This window comes from Pseudomonas sp. SCA2728.1_7, assembly GCF_018138145.1.
Lineage (GTDB): Bacteria > Pseudomonadota > Gammaproteobacteria > Pseudomonadales > Pseudomonadaceae > Aquipseudomonas > Aquipseudomonas koreensis_A.
In genome coordinates this window covers 128,269-147,851 of sequence record NZ_CP073104.1, presented here as the reverse complement: position 1 = coordinate 147,851, position 19,583 = coordinate 128,269, and the positions used below count along the sequence as shown (strand labels likewise).

The 19,583-nt window shown below is 60.8% G+C and carries 14 protein-coding genes; 10 read left to right on the top strand and 4 right to left on the bottom strand.

Annotated elements, in window-relative coordinates; all coding sequences use genetic code 11:
• The first annotated feature begins 6 nt into the window (after window positions 1-6).
• From KBP52_RS00500 to KBP52_RS00490, 3 genes are read left to right on the top strand one after another with little or no spacing between them, the layout of a single operon-like run.
• On the top strand, window positions 7-789 hold the full coding sequence (locus KBP52_RS00500) for an SDR family oxidoreductase (RefSeq protein WP_212621719.1): 783 nt from the start codon (window positions 7-9) through the stop codon (window positions 787-789).
• A gap of 5 nt (window positions 790-794) precedes the next feature.
• On the top strand, window positions 795-1,634 hold the full coding sequence (locus tag KBP52_RS00495; protein WP_212621718.1) for an alpha/beta hydrolase: 840 nt from the start codon (window positions 795-797) through the stop codon (window positions 1,632-1,634).
• Window positions 1,635-1,689: 55 nt separating this feature from the next.
• The gene (locus KBP52_RS00490; RefSeq protein ID WP_212621717.1) at window positions 1,690-2,688 is read left to right on the top strand and encodes an NADP-dependent oxidoreductase; all 999 of its coding nucleotides are present in this window, start codon (window positions 1,690-1,692) and stop codon (window positions 2,686-2,688) included.
• 799 nt (window positions 2,689-3,487) lie between these two features.
• Here the strand turns inward: KBP52_RS00490 and KBP52_RS00485 are convergent.
• Complete coding sequence (locus KBP52_RS00485) at window positions 3,488-5,614, bottom strand: TonB-dependent siderophore receptor (RefSeq protein ID WP_212621716.1); 2,127 nt, start codon at window positions 5,612-5,614, stop codon at window positions 3,488-3,490.
• A gap of 267 nt (window positions 5,615-5,881) precedes the next feature.
• On the opposite strand from KBP52_RS00485, the gene paoC reads away from it, so the two are divergent.
• Window positions 5,882-8,092 carry an aldehyde oxidoreductase molybdenum-binding subunit PaoC gene (gene paoC, locus KBP52_RS00480; protein ID WP_212621715.1) on the top strand — a complete coding sequence of 737 codons (2,211 nt, stop codon included), beginning with the start codon at window positions 5,882-5,884 and terminating at the stop codon, window positions 8,090-8,092.
• A 12-nt stretch (window positions 8,093-8,104) separates the two neighbouring features.
• Here paoC and KBP52_RS00475 read toward each other — a convergent pair whose 3' ends face one another.
• The gene (locus KBP52_RS00475; RefSeq protein WP_249122226.1) at window positions 8,105-8,815 is read right to left on the bottom strand and encodes a carboxymuconolactone decarboxylase family protein; all 711 of its coding nucleotides are present in this window, start codon (window positions 8,813-8,815) and stop codon (window positions 8,105-8,107) included.
• Between the two features lie 306 nt (window positions 8,816-9,121).
• On the opposite strand from KBP52_RS00475, the gene KBP52_RS00470 reads away from it, so the two are divergent.
• Both KBP52_RS00470 and KBP52_RS00465 read left to right on the top strand, forming a co-directional pair.
• The gene (locus KBP52_RS00470) at window positions 9,122-10,069 is read left to right on the top strand and encodes an NAD(P)-dependent alcohol dehydrogenase (RefSeq protein WP_212621714.1); all 948 of its coding nucleotides are present in this window, start codon (window positions 9,122-9,124) and stop codon (window positions 10,067-10,069) included.
• The gene (locus KBP52_RS00465; protein WP_212621713.1) at window positions 10,069-10,773 is read left to right on the top strand and encodes a YafY family protein; all 705 of its coding nucleotides are present in this window, start codon (window positions 10,069-10,071) and stop codon (window positions 10,771-10,773) included. Before KBP52_RS00470 ends, KBP52_RS00465 begins: the two co-directional genes overlap by 1 nt.
• A gap of 33 nt (window positions 10,774-10,806) precedes the next feature.
• On the opposite strand, the gene KBP52_RS00460 is transcribed toward KBP52_RS00465, so the two are convergent.
• Window positions 10,807-11,391: a TetR/AcrR family transcriptional regulator gene (locus KBP52_RS00460; RefSeq protein WP_077572446.1), complete on the bottom strand. Its 585-nt coding sequence runs from the start codon at window positions 11,389-11,391 to the stop codon at window positions 10,807-10,809.
• 212 nt (window positions 11,392-11,603) lie between these two features.
• Here KBP52_RS00460 and KBP52_RS00455 point away from each other — a divergent pair, with 212 nt between their 5' ends.
• The 4 genes from KBP52_RS00455 (at window position 11,604) to KBP52_RS00440 (ending at window position 17,920) form a co-directional block, all read left to right on the top strand.
• Window positions 11,604-12,281 (top strand): type 1 glutamine amidotransferase domain-containing protein, encoded by a 678-nt coding sequence (locus KBP52_RS00455; protein WP_212621712.1) that lies wholly within the window; start codon window positions 11,604-11,606, stop codon window positions 12,279-12,281.
• Window positions 12,282-12,384: 103 nt separating this feature from the next.
• On the top strand, window positions 12,385-13,509 hold the full coding sequence (locus KBP52_RS00450; RefSeq protein WP_212621711.1) for an alkene reductase: 1,125 nt from the start codon (window positions 12,385-12,387) through the stop codon (window positions 13,507-13,509).
• A 281-nt stretch (window positions 13,510-13,790) separates the two neighbouring features.
• The gene (locus tag KBP52_RS00445; RefSeq protein WP_212621710.1) at window positions 13,791-15,329 is read left to right on the top strand and encodes a cryptochrome/photolyase family protein; all 1,539 of its coding nucleotides are present in this window, start codon (window positions 13,791-13,793) and stop codon (window positions 15,327-15,329) included.
• A 128-nt stretch (window positions 15,330-15,457) separates the two neighbouring features.
• Window positions 15,458-17,920 carry a PAS domain-containing protein gene (locus tag KBP52_RS00440; protein WP_212621709.1) on the top strand — a complete coding sequence of 821 codons (2,463 nt, stop codon included), beginning with the start codon at window positions 15,458-15,460 and terminating at the stop codon, window positions 17,918-17,920.
• On the opposite strand, the gene KBP52_RS00435 is transcribed toward KBP52_RS00440, so the two are convergent.
• A complete protein-coding gene (locus tag KBP52_RS00435; protein WP_212621708.1) occupies window positions 17,882-19,429 on the bottom strand; it encodes a sensor domain-containing diguanylate cyclase in 1,548 nt (515 codons plus the stop codon). The two genes, KBP52_RS00440 and KBP52_RS00435, sit on opposite strands and share 39 nt — an antisense overlap.
• Between the last annotated feature and the right edge of the window lie 154 nt (window positions 19,430-19,583).

Genomic DNA, 19,583 nt, shown 5'->3' with positions numbered 1-19,583 from the left:
GACCCTATGAACGCCCACCCTACTGTTCTGATCACTGGCGCCTCGACCGGCATCGGCGCGGTTTACGCCGAACGTTTCGCCCAACGCGGGCATGACCTGGTGCTGGTCGCCCGCGACCTGGTGCGTCTGGAAACACTCGCCGCGAAACTGCGCAGCGAGCACAGCGTCAACATTGATGTGCTTCAGGCCGACCTGACCCAACTCAAAGACCTGGCCACCGTCGAAACGCGCCTGCGCGACGATGCGCGCATTGGCATCCTCGTCAATAACGCCGGAGCTGCGCAGTCCGGCAACTTCATTGAGCAGAGCACCGACAAAGTGGCCAATCTGGTCGCCCTCAACACCACGGCACTGGTGCGGCTCGCCAGCGCCATCGCTCCCCGTCTGGCGAAGGCCGGTGACGGCGCGATTATCAACATCGGCTCGGTGGTCGGTCTGGCCCCGGAGTTCGGCATGTCGGTCTATGGCGCGACCAAGGCATTTGTTCTGTTCCTGTCTCAGGGGTTGAGCCTGGAACTGTCGCCGTTGGGCGTCTACGTGCAAGCCGTGCTGCCGGCCGCGACGCGTACCGAGATCTGGGATCGCGCGGGCATCGACATCAACACCTTGAGCGAGATCATGGAAGTCAGCGACCTGGTCGATGCGGCGCTGGTCGGTTTTGATCGTCGCGAGCCGGTGACCATTCCGCCGCTGCATGAAGGTGAGCGCTGGGATACCTTGCAGACCGCGCGGCAGGGCCTGCTGGCACAGATCCGCCAGTCGGCAGTCGCGCAGCGCTATCTGGCGTGAAACCAATGGAACAAATGCCGTTCATCAACGCCGCCAACCAATCGATTTTGGTTGGCGGCACGGCCTTCGCCTTTCGCGACCTCGGCCCCAAATCGGCGGTGCCGCTGATCCTGCTCAATCATTGGGGCGCAGCACTTGACGACTTCGACCCGCGAATCGTCGATGGTCTGGCGCGAACCCGGCGCGTGCTCGCCATTGACTATCGCGGTGTCGGTGGCTCAGGCGGCACCGCGCCACTGACCGTCGCGCAGATGGCCGACGACGTTATCAACTTGATCGCTGCGCTGGAATTCACCAGCGTCGATCTGCTGGGTTTTTCCCTCGGCGGATTCGTTGCTCAGGACATCGCGCTGAAAAAACCTGTCTTGGTGCGGCGCCTGATTCTGACCGGCACCGGACCTGCTGGCGGAGTCGGTATCGCCAAGGTCGGTGCGGTTTCCTGGCCACTGATGTTCAAGGGTTTGTTGACCCTGCGCGATCCCAAGTTCCATCTGTTTTTCACCACAACTGCCAACGGACGGCGGGCCGCGACCGACTTTCTGCAACGTTTGAAAGAACGCCGCAAAGATCGCGACAAGCGTCCGACACCCAGCGCTTTTCTACGGCAGTTGAGAGCCATCAAGGCATGGGGAAAACAGACGCCACAGAACCTTGGCGGCCTGCAAATCCCGACGCTGGTGGTCAACGGTGACAGCGACATCATGGTGCCCACGGTCAACTCGATTGACCTGGCGAAGCGGATTCCCTACGCGCAATTGATCATTTATGAAGACGCCGGACACGGCGCGATATTCCAGAACTACGCTGACTTTGTCAGCAAGGCGCAGGCGTTTCTCGACAGCTGAGCCAATCTGCTCAGGCAGCGCCGCCTCCCCCAAAACCGTGAGAGCCGCCCCCACCATGAAAGCTTATTTTATCGATCGCTACGGCAAGCAGAACGGGCGTATTGGCGACGTGCCCGAGCCACTGCCGGGCGCCCATGACGTGCTGATTGAAGTCCATGCGGCCAGCGTCAACGTACTCGATTCAAAGATTCGCAGCGGCGAATTCAAACTGATTCTGCCGTACTCATTCCCCTTGGTGCTGGGCAACGATTGTGCCGGCGTGGTGATTGCGGTTGGCGCAGCGGTCAAGGGTTTCAAGCCCGGCGACGCGGTGTATGCGCGCGTGCCCGAACAGCGGATCGGCACGTTCGCCGAGCGAATCGCCGTCGAGCAAAACGCCGTGGCGTTGAAGCCCGCCAACCTCAGTATGGAGCAAGCCGCCGGCATTCCCTTGGTTGCCCTGACAGCCTGGCAAGCGCTGGTCGACATCGCCCGTTTGCAAAAGGGTCAGAAGGTCTTGATTCACGCCGGTTCCGGCGGTGTCGGCACCATCGCCATTCAACTGGCCAAGCACCTCGGCGCTGTTGTCGCGACCACCACCAGCACCGCGAATGTCGAATGGGTAAAAGCGTTGGGCGCAGACGTGGTGATTGATTACAAACAGCAGCACTTCGAGGAGGAACTGCGCGACTACGACGTGGTGCTGAACAGCCTCGGCACCGACGTTCTGGAAAACTCGCTGAAGGTACTCAAACCGGGTGGTCAGCTGATTTCCATCTCAGGCCCGCCAACTGCCGAGTTCGCCAAAGCGCAGGGCCTGGCCTGGCCGCTACGGCAAGTCATGCGCTTGCTGAGCCTGAGTATTCGGCGCAAGGCGCGCAAGCAGGATGTTCGTTACAGCTTCCTGTTTATGCGGGCCAACGGCGCACAACTGCAAGAAATCACCACCCTGATTGAAGCCGGCGAAATAAAGCCTGTGCTGGATCGCACCTTCGCCTTCGAGTCAGCGGGCGAAGCCCTGACTTACGTCGAACAGGGCCGTGCAAAAGGCAAGGTAATCGTGCAGATCAAATAGTTGCCTGCCTGTAATCATCTGGCGAAAGACCCATGGATAACGTTGCCTGCGACATCGAAAAGCCCCCCGCTGACGAACTGCAAGACACGGAGAAAAAACACTCACCTGAACCCGCGAGCCACGAAACGCACGACCTTAAGCAGCACAACGCAATACTTGTTGTTGCTCCGATCGTCTGGCGGCCCCTGATGCTTGAGCCCTAGGCGTTCAACGCGCATGAGTTTGCTGGAAAAACACCGGAAGGTAGTGTCACTGGCTAAGTGGCGGGTGCCGAAACAGCTGCCCTCACACTAGCCCTCTCCCCCAGGAGAGGGAACCGATTGGGGGATATTGGCGATGGACGCCGACGTGCAATAGCGGCAGTGAATCCATGACAGCCAAGCGTTGCGGATCGACGCGATCCGTCAGGTCGATGCATAAGGTTCCCTCTCCCGCAGGGAAAGGAACCGATTGGGGGATATTGGCGATGGACGCCGACGTGCAATAGCGCCTGTGAATCCATGACCGCCAAGCATTGCGGATGAACCCGTAATCGACGCGATCTGTCAGGTCGACGCATTACCCAAGACACCTCGGTCGACTCCCTCTCCCGCAGGGAAAGGGACCAATTGGGGGATATTGGCGATGAGCGCCGATGTGCAATAACGGCTGTGAATCCAATACCGCCAAGCATTGCGGACGCACCCATAATCGACGCGATCTGTCAGGTCGATGCATAGCGCAAGACACCTCGGTCGGCCCCCTCTCCCTCAGGGAGAGGGCTGGGGTGAGGGGCCGCCGTTGCAGCGTCGAGCGCGGCTTACAAGGTGTAGGAAATCCCCACCTGCACGGTTCTTGGCGCACCCGGATAGGCGTAGACATTACCGAACGCGCCCTCTTCATAATCCCGGTCAAACAGATTCTTCACGTCAAGATTGAGCCGCACTTTCTCGTTGACCTTGTAGAAGCCGAGCAAATCGACAACGGTGTAGCTGTCCATCGAGAACGCAGTATTGGCGGTTTGCCCAGCACGCTCGTCGACGTACTTGAGTCCGGTACCCAGGCCCAAACCTTTAAGCGCTCCGTCCTGAAACTCGTAAACGTTGAGCAGGCTGAAGCTGTTTTGCGGAATGTTCATCAGCCGCGTGCCCGAGCGGATCACGTTGTCCTTGGTCACTTCGGCATCCACGTAGGCGTAGCCGCCGATGACGCGCCATTCGGGGGTCAGGTTGCCGGCGACGTTCAGGTCGAAACCACGGCTGCGCACTTCCCCGGCCGCGACGTTGAAGGTCGAGTCCACCGGGTCGGTGGTCAGCACGTTGCGCTTTTCGATCTGATAGATCGCCGCGTCGACGCTCAACTGATGATCCAGCGCTTCCCACTTGACGCCCATTTCGTAGGACTTGCCTTTCTCCGGTGCAAAGCCTCCGCCCACGCGGCTCGAGCCGGTATTGGGCTTGAACGAGCGCGCGGTGTCGGCATAGACCGCCAGCGTCTCGGTCAGATCGTAGGTCACGCCGAGGCGTGGAGTCACCGCGTTGTCGCTGGCCTGCCAGTTTTTGCCGCCCGGCACATAGGTTTCATAGTCGTGTTCGAATCGCTCGAAACGCGCCCCGGCCAGGACCTTCAGACGCTCGGTCAACGCCACCTGATCCTGCACGAACGCGGCATAGGTCTTGAGGTTTTCCTTGTCGTGAGTCGGCGTGCGAGTCAGCGCCGGACGCGGCTGGCCGTAGACCGGATCAAAGATGTCGATCGGGTAAGCGCCGACCGCGCCGCTGGAGCGCTGAATGATCGACTTGTAGTCGTAATCTTCATACTCGATGCCGGTCAGCAAGGTGTGCTGCAAGCCACCGGTGCTGAAATGCCCGGTCAGATTGAGCTGAGTGTCCTTGTCGGTCCACTCCAGTTTGCGGTAGTTGAAGTTACGCCCCAGGGTTCGACCGTCATCGGCAATGCCGTTGGCCTCGATCGCGTTGCCCTCAAGCGAGCCGTCGAGCCACTGGAAACCACCGCCCAGCGTCCAGTCATCATTGAGCAGATGTTCGAAACGCAGTTGCGCCATGTTGTTGTCGTTGTGCAATTTGCCGGCGTCTTTCTCGCCGAAGAACGTGTCCCGCGAGGCGGTGCCGATCTGTTTGGCGTAACGCGTCACGCCGCGATCCAGTGGATGATTGTTGCGCATGAAATCACCCTCGAAGATCACTCGGGTGGTATCGCTGGCCTGCCAGGTCAGCACTGGCGTGATGCCGTAACGCTCGGTCTCGACGTGATCGCGGAAGGTATCGCCGCCCTCACCCACCACGTTCAATCGATAGGCCAGACGACCCTCTTCATCCAGCGGGCCGGAAGCGTCCAGCGTGCCGCGCTTCATGCCTTGATCATTCAACTGACTGCCCAGCGTGACCGTGCGCTCGGCCAACGGCTGCTTGGACACAACGTTGAAGGTGCCGCCCGGATCGCCCCGGCCGTAGAGCATTGTCGCCGGCCCGCGCAGCACTTCCAGACGCTCGATGGTGTTGGCGTCGGGCATGTTCGGGTAGCCGCGATTGATCGGGAAACCGTTGCGGTAGAACTCGCCGGTAGTAAAGCCGCGCACGGTGAATGTGGTCAGCCCCTGCCCGCCGAAATTGTTTGCGCGGCCGACGCCGCCGGCATAGTCCAGTGCATCTTGCAGACGCGTGGCGCCGAGGTCTTCGACTGCATCCTTGGTCACTACGCTGATCGATTGTGGGGTTTCATGGATCGAGGTGTCGGTGCGCGTGGCGCTGGCGGAACGTGTCGCGCGGTAACCCTGCACCGGGCCGTCGGCCCGTTCGTAATCCGCTGTACCGACCACGTCGGTTGCGTCCAGCTCTAGCGCTGAGGATGTTGAATCGGCCTGTTCGGCCCACGAGGAAGAAGACAACGCCTGCAGCACGCAAATGGAAAGCAGAGTACGACGCATGAAATGAAAACCTTGTGAATAGGCCAGAACGAAGGGTGAAACCGCCAGAACAGCGGCGCGGATGGTATACCAGAGATCGTGTAATTGAAACTTATTCTTATTTGTCATGTTGGTCAGGATTCGTGAGCCGGACTCATGACTCCATCCTGGCAAGGCGCATTATCAGATGCGGTTCAATGGCCTAGGCTCGTAGGCGATATGGCCTGCAAACGCTGGCGCTGAGGCGCCCGGCGGTGGCCGACAGCCCGCCCGAAGAGGAACTCAGCGATGAAATTCGACACACCGGCCGGCACTAATCCGATCGATCAATTGAACGTCATCGGCAAGCCCGCCGACCGCATCGATGGCAAGTTGAAAACCACCGGGACCGCGCCCTACGCGTATGAACAACATGCCGCAGTGCCCAATCCGGCCTATGGGTATATCGTCGGCGCCGGGATCGGCAAGGGACGAATTGCCTCGATCGACTCGACGCAGGCGAGCAACAGTTCCGGGGTGATCGCGATCGTCACCTACGAGAATGCCGGGCCTTTGGCCAAGGGCGAGTTCTATGTCGCGCGCGCCTTGGCCGGCCCGCAGGTGGACCACTATCACCAGGCTGTCGCGATCGTCGTCGCGCAGACATTTGAAGAGGCTCGCAGCGCCGCCCACCTGCTGGAAATCACCTATGTGGCCGAACCCGGCGCGTTCGATCTGGCGGCCGCCAAGGATTCGGCCACACCGCCCCCACCCGCCGGTTTCGGTCCACCGCCGCAGACGCAGACCGGAGATTTCGAAGGCGCCTTCAACGCCGCACCGATCCAGATCGACCAGCACTACAGCACGCCGGATCAGGCGCACGCGATGATGGAACCCCACGCCACCATCGCCCAGTGGAACGGCAATTCGCTGACGTTGTGGACGTCGATACAGCAGATCAACTGGGGCGTGCGCGATCTGGCCAGGACACTCGGTATACGCAAAGAAGATATTCGTTTGATATCGCCCTACATCGGCGGCGGTTTCGGCGGCAAAGGTACGATCCTGTGTGACGCGGTGCTGGCGTCGCTGGCGGCACGCCACGCCGGGCGCCCGGTGAAAGTCGCGCTGCCGCGTCCGCTGATGTTCAACAATTTGACCCATCGCCCCGCGACGCTCCAACGCATTCGCATCGGTGCCAGCCGCGAGGGTTTGATCACGGCCATCGGCCATGAGAGTTGGTCAGGCAACCTGCCCGGGGGCCGGCCCGAAGCCGCGACAGCCTCGACGCGTTTGCTCTACGCTGGCGCCAACCGCATGACCCGCTTGAATCTTGCCGTGCTGGACCTGGCCGAAGGCTCGGCCATGCGCGCGCCGGGGGAAGCACCGGGGATGATGGCGCTGGAAATTGCCATGGATGAACTGGCGGAAAAACTCGGCATCGACCCACTGCAGTTGCGCCTGCTCAACGACACCCAGGTCGACCCCGAACAGCCATCGCGCCCGTTCTCCACGCGGCAACTCGTCGAGTGCTTACAAATCGGCGCCGAGCAATTCGGCTGGCACCAGCGCAACGCAAGCGCCGGCCAACGTCTGGAGAATGGCTGGCTGATCGGCATCGGTCTGGCGTCCGCCATACGTGGCGCGCCAACCACCGCATCGGCGGCCCGTGTACGCCTTGATCGGCACGGCACAATCACTGTCGAAACCGACATGACTGACATCGGCACTGGCAGTTACACGATCATTGCGCAGACCGCCGCCGAGATGATAGGTGTGGAACTGGACCGGGTCGAAGTGCGCCTTGGCGACTCGCGCTTTCCGGAGTCGTCGGGATCGGGCGGGCAATGGGGGGCGGCGTCGTCAACCGCCGGGGTCTATGCCGCTTGCGTCAAGTTGCGCGAAGCCGCTGCCCGCGCCGTCGGGCTTGATCCGCAAACGGCCGAATTTGCCCACGGCGAGGTGCACGATGGCACGCGGCATTTTCCTTTGGCTCACGCGGCGGCCGCAGGCGATCTCGTTGGCGAAGACCGCATGGAATTCGGCGATCTGGCCCAGCGCTTTGCCCAGCAGACCTTTGGCGCACATTTCGCCGAAGTCGCGGTCAACGCGGCGACCGGCGAGATTCGTCTGCGTCGCCAATTGGCGGTCTGCGCAGCAGGGCGGATTCTCAATCCGAAGACCGCGCGCAGCCAGATCATCGGCGGCATGACCATGGGCGCCGGGGCCGCACTGATGGAAGAACTGCAGGTCGACAAGCGCCGTGGTTTTTTCGTCAACCATGACCTCGCCGGTTACGAAGTGCCGGTGCACGCCGACATTCCTCATCAGCAGGTGATTTTTCTCGATGAGATCGACCCCTACGCCACGCCGCTCAAGGCCAAAGGTGTCGGCGAGTTGGGCATCAGTGGCGCCGCAGCGGCCATTGCCAATGCGATTTACAACGCCACCGGCGTGCGCGTGCGCGATTATCCGATCACGCTGGACAAACTTATCGCGCACTTGCCGGAGCAGATTTGACGCCCTGTTCAGTCAGCCCGGCGCGCGCTGGCTGAACACTTCCTTGAACACCGGCACGGCGGAAAACGCATTCGGCCATCCGGCATAGAACGCCAGTTGGGTAATCATTTCCGCCGCTTCGGTCTGGCTCAAACCGTTGTCCATCGCCCGACCCAGGTGATAGCCGACCTGGCCGGTCTGCCCGTTGGCCACCAACGAACTGACCGTGATCAGGCTGCGATCGCGAGGCGCCAGACCTGGCCGCAACCACAGATCGCGGAACAGCGCTTTGGTGGTGAACTCGACCAGCCCCGGCGCCACTGATCCCACCGCCGCATTCACGCGCTCCACGCGGTCAGTTTCGCGAGCCTGGTCCAGCGGCAGCAACGACGGCGCAACCGGTGCCAATTGCTCAGCATCGATGTTGCGCGCGGAGAACACCTCGGCGGCGATAGGCAGAGCCGCTGACGCATTGCCCCAACCGGAATAAAACGCCAGGTGATTGAGCGTTTCGGACAGCTCAAGCGGCGTGACACCGTTGTCCAGCGCAAGGTTGAATTGCGCGGCCATCTCGGCGGTTTGCCCGCGTGCAATCAACACCGCAACCGTCACCAGACTGCGGTCACGCGGTGACAATCCCGGGCGTTTCCATACTTCGCCAAACAACATGGCATCGGTGTTATGAGCCAGTGCCGGGGACACGGCAGCCGCGGCATCGGAGGTCATTGCAGGTGAACGTTTCATGGAGGTCGAACCTTTTTCAGTTGAAGCACAGGCTGTCAGCAACAGTGCGATGGCCGTTAACAGAAGTCGGCTGGAGTGGGTCACGCTACGAACCGGGAGTGCTGCCATCGTTAAGTTCCTGCTGACGGGATAATCAGCCGCTACGGTAAACCGACGAGGATCTTGCGACTATCTGCGCTCAGCTTCATGAAGTCATGAACACCGCTCATCAATCTGCCTCCTCCATAGAAAGCGAATGGTGCCAAAAACTGGCACTGCCCCGTTATAGAGTCGGTGTCATGTCCACTCTCGGAAGGCGAACCCAACATGTCAGCAGGCTATAAACGTATTCAGTACTCGTGCTACGGCGGTCCGGAAGTGATGCGCGTCGAAGCATTCCAGTTGCCAGCACCCGGCAAGGATGAAGTGCTCGTGCAGGTCAGATTTGCAGCGATCAACCCCATTGACTGGAAGTTGCGTCAGGGCCGGATGAAGCTGATCACCGGCAGAACATTTCCGCGCGCGATGGGTATGGATTTCTCTGGCGTGGTTCTTGCGGTTGGGGCGAGTGTCAGACGCTTCCAGGTCGGCGACGCGGTTTTCGGGCTATCCCGCTTCAAAGAAAGTGGCGCATTGGGTGAAGCCGTCGTGACCAGAGAGGACTTTCTGGCGAGCAAACCGGATACTCTTTCCTTCGCCGATGCGGCGTGCCTCGGCACACCGGGCATTACCGCGTGGAACGGGCTGATCGACAAGGCCAGACTGCAAGCCGGTCAGCAGGTTTTCATCAATGGTTGCGCGGGGGCAGTCGGCGAAGCGGCGGTGCAGATCACCCTGATGTCGGGGGCCACGGTATCGGGCAGTTGCAGCGCGTCGGATGTTGCCCGGGCACAGGCGCTGGGGGTATCGACCGTCTACGACTACCGGTTAACGGACCTGACAAGACTGCCGGCGCGCTTCGATGTGGTGTATGACACGGCCGCGACGATGACGGTCTCGACCGGTATCGGATTGCTGCGTCCAGGCGGCTGTTTGCTTGATCTCAATCCGGGTCCGGGTAAATTCCTGCGCGGCCTGATTGATCGGCGACTGAAACTGGTCATCGGCACACCGCGACACGAAATCCTCGAAACACTGGCCAGTGCCGCCATTGAGGCACGCTTGAAGATTCGGCTAGGAGAAGTGGTGCCGCTGGACGGCGCCATACAACTGATCCGCGAGCTCGAACAGGGCCGCAAACTCGGCGGCAAAGGTGTCGTCGCCATGGAGCGTTAATGGCCAGAAGTCATCGTCTGTTTGAGCTGATGCAAGCGCTGCGGCGTCATCGTCGTACGGTGTCCGGCAAAGCCTTGGCGGCTGAATTGGGCGTGTCGTTGCGCACCATTCGCCGCGACATCGTCACGCTGCAAGGCATGGGGGCCGAGATCGACGGCGAGCCGGGCCTTGGGTATGTGCTCAAGCCCGGCTTTGTCCTGCCGCCGTTATCGTTCAGCGCCGAGGAAATACAGGCCTTGGTCATCGGCGCGCAATGGGTCAGCCGGCAGACCGACAGCCAACTCGCGGATGCCGTCAACAATGCCCTGGCGAAAATCAGTGCCGTGCTGCCCGCGCAGATGCGGCCGATCTTCGAAGACGAAACCTTTTACGTGGCCAAGCCGCAAAAGCCCGGCACAACCATCGACCTCAGCGAGATTCGTCGGGCGCTGCGCGAGCAGAACAAGCTGCGCATCGCGCTAGCGCTCGAACATGCGGACGCCGCCGAACACATCATCTGGCCGATCATGTTGGGTTTTATCGAGGGCAAGCGCTGCATCGCGGCGTGGTGCGAAGGCGACAGCCGGTTTCGCGTGATCGATATGGCTGACCTTGCGACGGTGCAGGTGCTCGTCGAACACTACGCGCCTGACCGCCGGCGCTTGATCAAACAATGGCGTGCCGAGGATGTGCGGCCCTGCAACAGTCAGGGCGAGGTGTGTTGAGCCATGTAACCTGGGCCACAACGGCCCCGCCGCTCACACCGCCAGCAGTTGTCGGGTCATCGCCATCGAGGTCTGCAGCGACTGCCCGGTACGCTGCAATTTGTTCAGCAAACTGGCGCCCAACCACAGCTGATACAAGGTTTCCGCCAGATGCCGGGCATCGCCCTGGGGCAGGCTGTTTTCGGCCTGGCCCTGTTCGATGCACAGAGTGATGCGCGCCACCACTTGCTCGGCGCCATCGCGCAAGGTCAGGCGCATCGACTCCGACAGGTCGGCGACTTCGGCGCTGAGCTTCACCACCAGACATTCGTCGCCGTGGCCTTCGAGGGTGCAGCGGTTCTGCCAGCCCTGCCAGTAATCCATCAACCGCTCATAGGCGCTCAAGCCTGGCAGCGTCAGGCGCCGCTCCATGTCGGCGAGATAGCCGACGAAGTAATCCGCGAGCAGCGCCTGGCCGTACAACTCTTTGGATTTGAAGTAGTGATAGAACGAACCCTTGGGCACACCGGCGGTTTGCAGGATTTCGTTGAGGCCGACACTGGTGAAGCCCTTCTCGGCCATCATCCGGTGGCCGGTGTCGAGCAAGTGTTGGCGGGTGTCGTCGTAGGTCGCTTTCATCGGGCGCACATTACCAGGCAATAGACCAGTCGTATATTTCGAGGAACGGAAGTTTGCCATACCTGTCGATGAAAAACCGCAGGATAAAAAATTACTAGACGACTGGTCTAATTGGAATCTATGCTGCGCCCCGACAAACGTTTTCTGACCGGTGTGGCCGATGGGCGAATCCTTCGCTCAATCGAAGACACCTGATCGACTCAAGGTGCTCTATGAAAATCCTGATGGTTTTGACTTCCCACGATCAACTCGGCAACACCGGCAAGAAAACCGGCTTCTGGCTGGAAGAGTTCGCCGCGCCCTACTACGCCTTCAAGGACGCTGGCGTCGACGTCACCCTGGTCTCGCCGGCCGGTGGCCAGCCGCCGCTGGACCCGAAAAGCGATGAGCCTGATGCGCAGACTGCCGAGACTGATCGCTTCCGCAAAGACTCCGCCGCGCAACAGGCACTGGCCAACACCGGGCGCTTGGCCGACGTCAGCGCTGAGGATTTCGATGCGGTGTTTTACCCGGGCGGCCACGGCCCACTGTGGGACCTGGCCGAAGACAAACAGTCGATCGCGTTGATCGAAGCGTTTGACCGCGCCAACAAACCCCACGGTTTTGTCTGCCATGCGCCGGGGGTATTGCGTCACGCCCTCACCGCTGACGGCAAACCGCTGGTCCAGCATCGCCAGGTCACCGGTTTCACCAATGCCGAAGAAGAGGCCGTTGGCCTGACGGACGTGGTGCCGTTCCTGATCGAGGACGAGTTCCAGCGCCTCGGCGGTCATTACTCGAAAGTCGCTGACTGGCAGGTTCATGTGGTCGCCGACGGGCAACTGGTCACTGGCCAGAACCCGGCCAGCTCCGCCGCCGTCGCGAAAAAACTGCTGGAGATGCTGGGCTAAACCCTCGCTTCCAACCTTCCTAACGCCGGGTGCGTCTTGCCCGGCGTTATTTTTTCACCCAATCAATAGACGACTGGTCTAATAAGTCGCCAAAAGGTCATCCATGAACAACAGCCGTTTCTTCACCCCCGCCAAACTCGGCCATCACACCCTGAAAAACCGCATCGTTCTGCCGCCCCTCACCCGCCAGCGCAGCACTCAACCGGGCAACATCGCCAATGAACTGATGGCCGAGTATTACCAACAGCGCGCCGGCGCCGGTTTGCTGGTCACCGAAGGCACACAGATCGAACCGCGCGGCCAGGGTTATGCGTGGACGCCAGGGATTCATACGCCTGAGCAAATCGCCGGTTGGCGCAAAGTCACCGAGGCCGTGCATGCCGTGGGCGGGGTGATTTTCGCGCAGCTGTGGCACGTCGGCCGTGTCTCCCACACCGCGTTGCAACCCGACGGTGCTGCCCCGGTTTCCGCTTCCGCCGTAGCCACCGACCGGGTCAGCGTGTTTATCGAAACCGCCCCCGGCGCCGGTAAACTGGTGCCACCGTCGGCACCTCGCGCGCTGAGCACCGATGAAGTGCAGGAACTGGTTCAGCTGTACATCCAGGCCGCACGCAACGCCATGGACGCCGGCTTCGACGGCATCGAGTTGCACTGCGCCAACGGTTATCTGGTGAACCAGTTCATCTCCGCCCACAGCAATTTGCGCGACGACCAGTACGGTGGCTCGCTGCACAACCGCCTGCGCTTTCTCAAGGAAGTGGTCGCCGGCGTCGCCGAGTGCATCGGCAAGGAAAAAGTCGGCGTACGTTTCGCCCCGCTATTTACCACCACCGATGAAGCGCGCACTTACCTGGGCATGGTCGAGGAAGATCCGCACACCACTTACATCGAAGCGATCACAGTGCTGGAGGACGTGGGCATTGCCTATCTGTCCATTGCCGAAGCCGACTGGGACAACGCCCCGGCGATGCCACAAACGTTCCGTCAGGCCGTGCGCGACACCTTCAGCGGCGCGATCATTTATGCCGGGCGCTACACCGCCGAATCCGGCGCGCAACTGCTCGATTCCGGGCTGGCAGACTTGGTCGCTTTTGGCCGTCCGTTCATGGCCAATCCCGATCTGCCGGCGCGCATTGCCAATGACTGGCCGTTGAATGCACTGAATCCGGCGACGGTGTATGGCGGCAACGCCGAGGGCTATACCGACTACCCCGTTTATCCCGGCTAAGCCTGTCCACGCGGCGTCAAGCGCTCCCGCAACAGCGGGAACGTTCATCCGAGTCGGAGTGCAAACCCTTGTGGGAGCGAGCCTGCTCGCGAAAGCGGCATGTCAGTCAGGCAAAATGTTGAATGTGACGACGCCTTCGCGAGCAGGCTCGCTCCCACAGGGGGGATGTGAATATTCACCGCACAAAAACCTATACAACGACTACAATCTGTACAACTATCTGGACTTAACATTTAAACGTCCACTCGGCAGCCTGCTGCCCATTACGCTGAATTCGTGAAATGAACAAAACCCGTCGGCTGTGCCTGGTTCTGGGTGACCAGCTCTCTTTTGATCTGGCGTCATTGGCCGGTCTGGATGGCAAACGAGACCGGGTACTGCTGGTCGAGGTCATGGAAGAAGCCAGCCATGTTGCCCATCATCCGCAGAAGATTGCCCTGATCTTCAGCGCCATGCGTCACTTCGCTAAGGCGTTGGAAAACCAAGGCTTCCAAGTGCAGTACGTGACCCTCGACGACCCGCAGAACAGCGGCTCGGTACCCGGCGAATTAAAGCGCTGGCAGGCGCTGCTGCAGGCCAACGAATTGCACATGACCGAATGCGGCGACTGGCGTCTGGAGCAATCACTGAAGGAATGTGGCTTGCCGATCCACTGGCATGCCGACAACCGCTTCCTCTGCAGCCGCGACGAATTCCGCGCGTGGGCCGCTGGCAAAAAGCAGTTGCGCATGGAGTTCTTCTACCGCGAGATGCGCCGCAAAAGTCGTCTGCTGCTCAACGGCGATGGCACGCCAGTCGGCGGCGCCTGGAACTTTGATGCTGACAATCGCAAAGCCCTGCCCAAAACGGTAAAGGCGCCCTACCCGGCGGGTTTTACCAACGATGCAATCACCCTCGAAGTGCTCGCACTGGTCAAGGATCGTTTCGCCAGTCACTACGGCAGCCTCGATGATTTCAACTATCCGGTGACCCACGCCGATGCCCAGGCACTGTGGGCCTGGTTTCTCGATTACGGCCTGGCCGGGTTCGGCGATTATCAGGACGCCATGGCCAGCGACGAACCGTTTCTGTTCCATGCGCGCATCAGCGCTGCACTGAACATTGGCTTGCTCGATCTGCGTCAACTCTGCAGTGACGTGGAGTCGGCCTACTGGTCCGGCAGCATCGCGCTGAATGCCGCCGAAGGCTTCATCCGCCAACTGATCGGCTGGCGCGAATATGTGCGGGGCGTTTACTGGCTGCACATGCCGGAATACGCCGAGGGCAATGCCTTCGGTAACACGCGGCGCCTGCCAGAGTTTTACTGGACCGGCGAAACGCAGATGAACTGCATGCGCCAGGCCATCGGCCAAAGCCTCAAACACGCCTACGCCCATCACATCCAGCGCCTGATGGTCACCGGCAATTTCGCCCTGCTCGCCGGCATCGCGCCGAGCCAGATCTGTGAATGGTATCTGGCGATTTATATGGACGCTTTCGACTGGGTCGAACTGCCCAACACCCTCGGCATGGTCATGCACGCCGACGGCGGTTACCTCGGTTCCAAGCCTTATTGCGCCAGCGGCCAGTACATCAACCGGATGTCCGACTACTGTCGCGACTGTGCGTACTCGGTGCGTGAAACCACAACCGACAACGCCTGCCCGTTCAATGCCTTGTACTGGCATTTCCTGATGCGCCACGGCGACCTTCTGCGCGGCAATCAGCGCATGGGCATGATGTACAAAAACCTCGATCGCATGCCGCTGGAAAAACAGCAGGCTTTGTGGCAACGCGGGCAGAGTCTGCTCGACAGACTGGATCGCGGCGAATCGCTATGAAAACGCGTGTGCCTTTGGCCCGTGTGCAACTTAAACATGGGGCCCCGGGTCAATGGCTGACAGAGCTTGCGAAGCCGATGGTTTGAAACACGCCAATTGAACGCAAGCCAACCATCAACGCATGAAGGGTGAACATCCTGAAACAGCTTACTCGCGAGGAGCTTGAGTCTGAGGTCACGCGCCTGCGTCTGGCCGTCAAGGCGACCTGCGACGCCGTCTGGGACTGGGATCTGAAAACCAATCAGGTCATCTGGAACGACTCGCTGCAACAGGCGTATGGCTACGCGTCAGCAGCCATCGAGCCGACGTGTGACTGGCGATTTGCGCAGATTCACACGCAGGATCGCGCGCGCGTGACAACCTCGATTCGCTCGGCCATTGACGGCTCCGGGACGACCTGGAGCGCTGAGTACCGCTTCCTCTGCCACGATGGTTCATACGCCGAAGTGCTGGATCGCGGCCATCTGATCCGCAATGCCGATGGCCAGGCCGAACGCATGATCGGTGCGATGCTCGACCTGACCCGTTCGCGCAGTGCCGAAACCGCACTGCGCCAGAGTGAAGAGCGCTTCAGCACCATTCTGGAAACCATCGAGGCGGCGTTCGCCATCGTCAAAGTCAAATTCGACGCCGACGACCACCCCATCGACTATTACTTCGTCGAGGCCAACCCGGCGTTCGAACGTCAGGCCGGGGTCAACCTGCGGGGCAAGTGGGTCACCGAGTTTGCGCCCAACCTAGAGAAATTCTGGTTCGAGACCTACGGCCATGTGGCCAAAACTGGCGAGCCAGCAAACTTCGAGAACTACGCCAACACCTTCGAGCGCTGGTTCGATGTGCGCGCCGTGCGTGTCGGCGACCCGGCCGATCGGCAGATTGCGATCTTCTTCAGCGATGTCACCGAGCGCCGCGACGCGCAAGAGCGTTTACGCATCAGCGAAGCGGTCGCTCGGGAAAACGTCGAACGCGTGCAACTGGCCCTTGCCGCTGGCGCCATCATCGGCACCTGGCACTGGCACTTGCCCAGCGATCGCTTCAGCGTCGATGAGGCCTTCGCGCGGGTGTTCGACCTCGACCCGGCCTGGGGTCTCGACGGTCTGAGCCTGGAACAAGTGGTGATGACCGTGCACCCGGACGACAGGGAAGGACTCACCACCGCGATCAACGAGGTCATTGCCCGTGGAGGTGCCTATTCGCACCAATACCGAGTGCGCGGCGCGGATGGCAAATACACCTGGATTGAAGCGAACGGCCGCGTCGAGTGTGCCGAAGACGGCACACCTTTGCGCTTTCCCGGCGTGCTGATCGATGTCGAGGACCGGCGCAACGTCGAAGCCGAGCGCGACCGGGTCACCGCCGCATTGAAAGCCCTCAACGACACACTGGAACAACGGGTCTCGGCGCGCACCGCCGACCTGATGCAGGCCGAAGAAAAGTTGCGCCAATCGCAGAAAATGGAAGCGGTCGGGCAACTCACCGGAGGTCTGGCCCATGACTTCAACAACCTGCTGGCGGGCATCTGCGCCTCCCTTGAGCTGATGGACAAACGCATCGCCCAGGGTCGCCTGAACGACATCGACAAATACATGCAGATCGCCCAGGACGCCGCCAAACGCGCCACCGCCCTGACCCACCGTCTGCTCGCCTTCTCCCGCCGCCAGACCCTCGATCCACGGCCGACTGAAGTCAACGCACTGATTGCCGGCATGAGCGAACTGATCCAGCGCACCGTCGGCCCGAGCATTCGCCTGAAGACGGTCGCCGCCGCCGATCTGTGGCCAGCACTGGTGGATGCCAGTCAACTGGAAAACGCCCTGCTCAACCTGTGCATCAACGCTCGTGATGCGATGCCCGATGGTGGCAGCATCATCGTCGAGACCGCCAATCGAACCCTGGATGCTGAATCAGCGCGCGTACGGGAAATGCCCGAAGGCCAATACCTGTGCCTGTCGGTCGCCGACACCGGTACCGGCATGAGTGCGGAAGTGATCGCCAAGGCCTTCGACCCGTTTTTCACCACTAAACCGCTGGGCCAGGGCACCGGTCTCGGGCTGTCGATGATCTACGGTTTCACCAAGCAATCCGGCGGGCAGGTACGGGTGCAATCGACCGTGGGTCAAGGCACGACCATGTGCATTTACCTGCCGCGCTACGTCGGCGAAACGCAGCGCAATCAGGATGACGCGCAAAGCTCGGCAACCCTGCAGGCAAAGACTGGCGAGACCATCCTGATTGTCGACGACGAACCCACCGTCCGCATGCTGCTCAAGGATGTGCTGAACGATCTCGGCTACAACCTGCTCGAAGCGGCCGACAGCGTTGAGGGACTGGAAGTATTGCGTTCCAGCGCGCACATCGACCTGCTCATTACCGATGTCGGTTTGCCCGGCGGCATGAACGGCCGGCAGATGGCCGATGCGGGCAGGCAAATCAGGCCGAAGCTGAAGACCTTGTTCATTACCGGGTATGCGGAAAACTCAGTGATTGGTAACGGTCAACTCGGCCCGGGCATGCAGGTGCTGACCAAACCGTTCGCCGTCGACACGTTGGTATCACGGGTCAGTGGCCTGCTGACCATCGACTTCGATTGAAGGTTGCGCAGCGAACCTCATGAATCTGTTGCGCCCTGCCGTTTTCGCTTGATACAGCGCTTGATCGGCGCACTCGATCAGAGCGCTCACCGGATCCAGGCGCGGACCGCGCGCAGCGGCAATGCCGATGCTCAGGCTCACGCAGGCCACGGGACTGTCAGGGTGGGCAATGTTGGCGTACTGCAAGCGCTCGATTATCAGCTGCGCCACCACCTCGGCACCGTCAATATCGGTGTCGGGCATGATCACCGCGAACTCTTCACCACCATAGCGCGCTACCAGATCCGACGGCCGCCGCACACACGCATCCAGCACGCTACCGACGGTTTGCAGACAGGCGTCGCCGGCAACGTGCCCGAGCGCATCATTGAACCGCTTGAAATAATCGATATCGATCATCAGCAACGCCAGCGACGAGTTGTTGCGCTGTGCCCGCCGCGCCTCTGTGGCCAGGGTCTGGTCAAAGCAGCGCCGATTCGCCAGACCGGTCAGCGCATCCTTCATGGCCAACAGTTCCAGCTGCCGATTGGAACCGAGCAACTGCTGCTGAGCGATGCGCAGTTCGCCTTCAATCTGGGTCCGGCGACGGATGTCGAGGATCAAGAACCAGCCGATCAGACCTGTAAGCCCCAACAGCCCCGCCACCACCACCGCCGACAGCAGTGCCTCGGTTCGCCACGCCGTGAGCGCTTCACGCTTGCCGATGGCGACCGTGGTGATCAGCGGCAATTTCTCGCTTTTGCGGAAGGCGTAGAGGCGTTCGACGCCATCCAGGCTGGAGGTATACGACGCGGTACCGACCGATTGATCAACCAGGTATTTGGCGTAGATCGGCGACTTGGAAAAGTTGCGGCCCATGTCCTGTTCGCGGAACGGATAGCGAACCAGCAACGTGCCGTCGGTATACGACAAACCGATAGCACCTTCCTGCCCGACGTCGAGTTTGCCGAACAGGCGCAGGAAGTTTTCCACGCCCAGGGTCACGGCCACCACCCCGGCAAACTCGCCACGATCATCGTTGAAACGGCGGCTGACGGTGATCACCCACTCCTGATTGGAGCGGCTGCGGATGGGTGGCCCGATAAAGGGTTCGCGGCTCGGGTCGTCGCGGTGATGAATGAAGTAGGCCCGATCACTGCTGTTGGCCCCCGCCGGGATCGGCCGGTTCGACGACATCAGCCAATGGCCCTGACGGTCATAGATGGTGATCCCGCTCATTTGTGGCATCAACGGCTGCTGGCGGTTGATCAGCGCACCCAAGCGCTGGATCTGCGCGGGGCCACTGCCTTCGGTTTCCAGGCGTTCGACCAGCCCGAGCAACAGCAGCGAACTTTGCCGGACAATGCCCTCGGAATAGGTCTCGAGTGCCTGGGTCAGGTTCAACCCGTGCACGTTGACTTCCTCCAGCGCGCGATCGCGCGAGGACAGCACTTTCCAGATGGTCAGCGACGCCAGGGAGCAGCCGATGACCAGCAGCAAGAGGATGACGAGGTGGGTATCACGCTTCACGAAAGTACCTAATGGAAAGTCCGGTTTCCGGTTCCGGCCGTTACTGATTCAAGGCAATAACAGCGGTCGTATGTCCTCGACCGGCGCAAGGATACAAGTAGCGCGTCGAACGTGCAGCAACCGTATGACGGAACGTCGTTTTCAACCCCTTGGC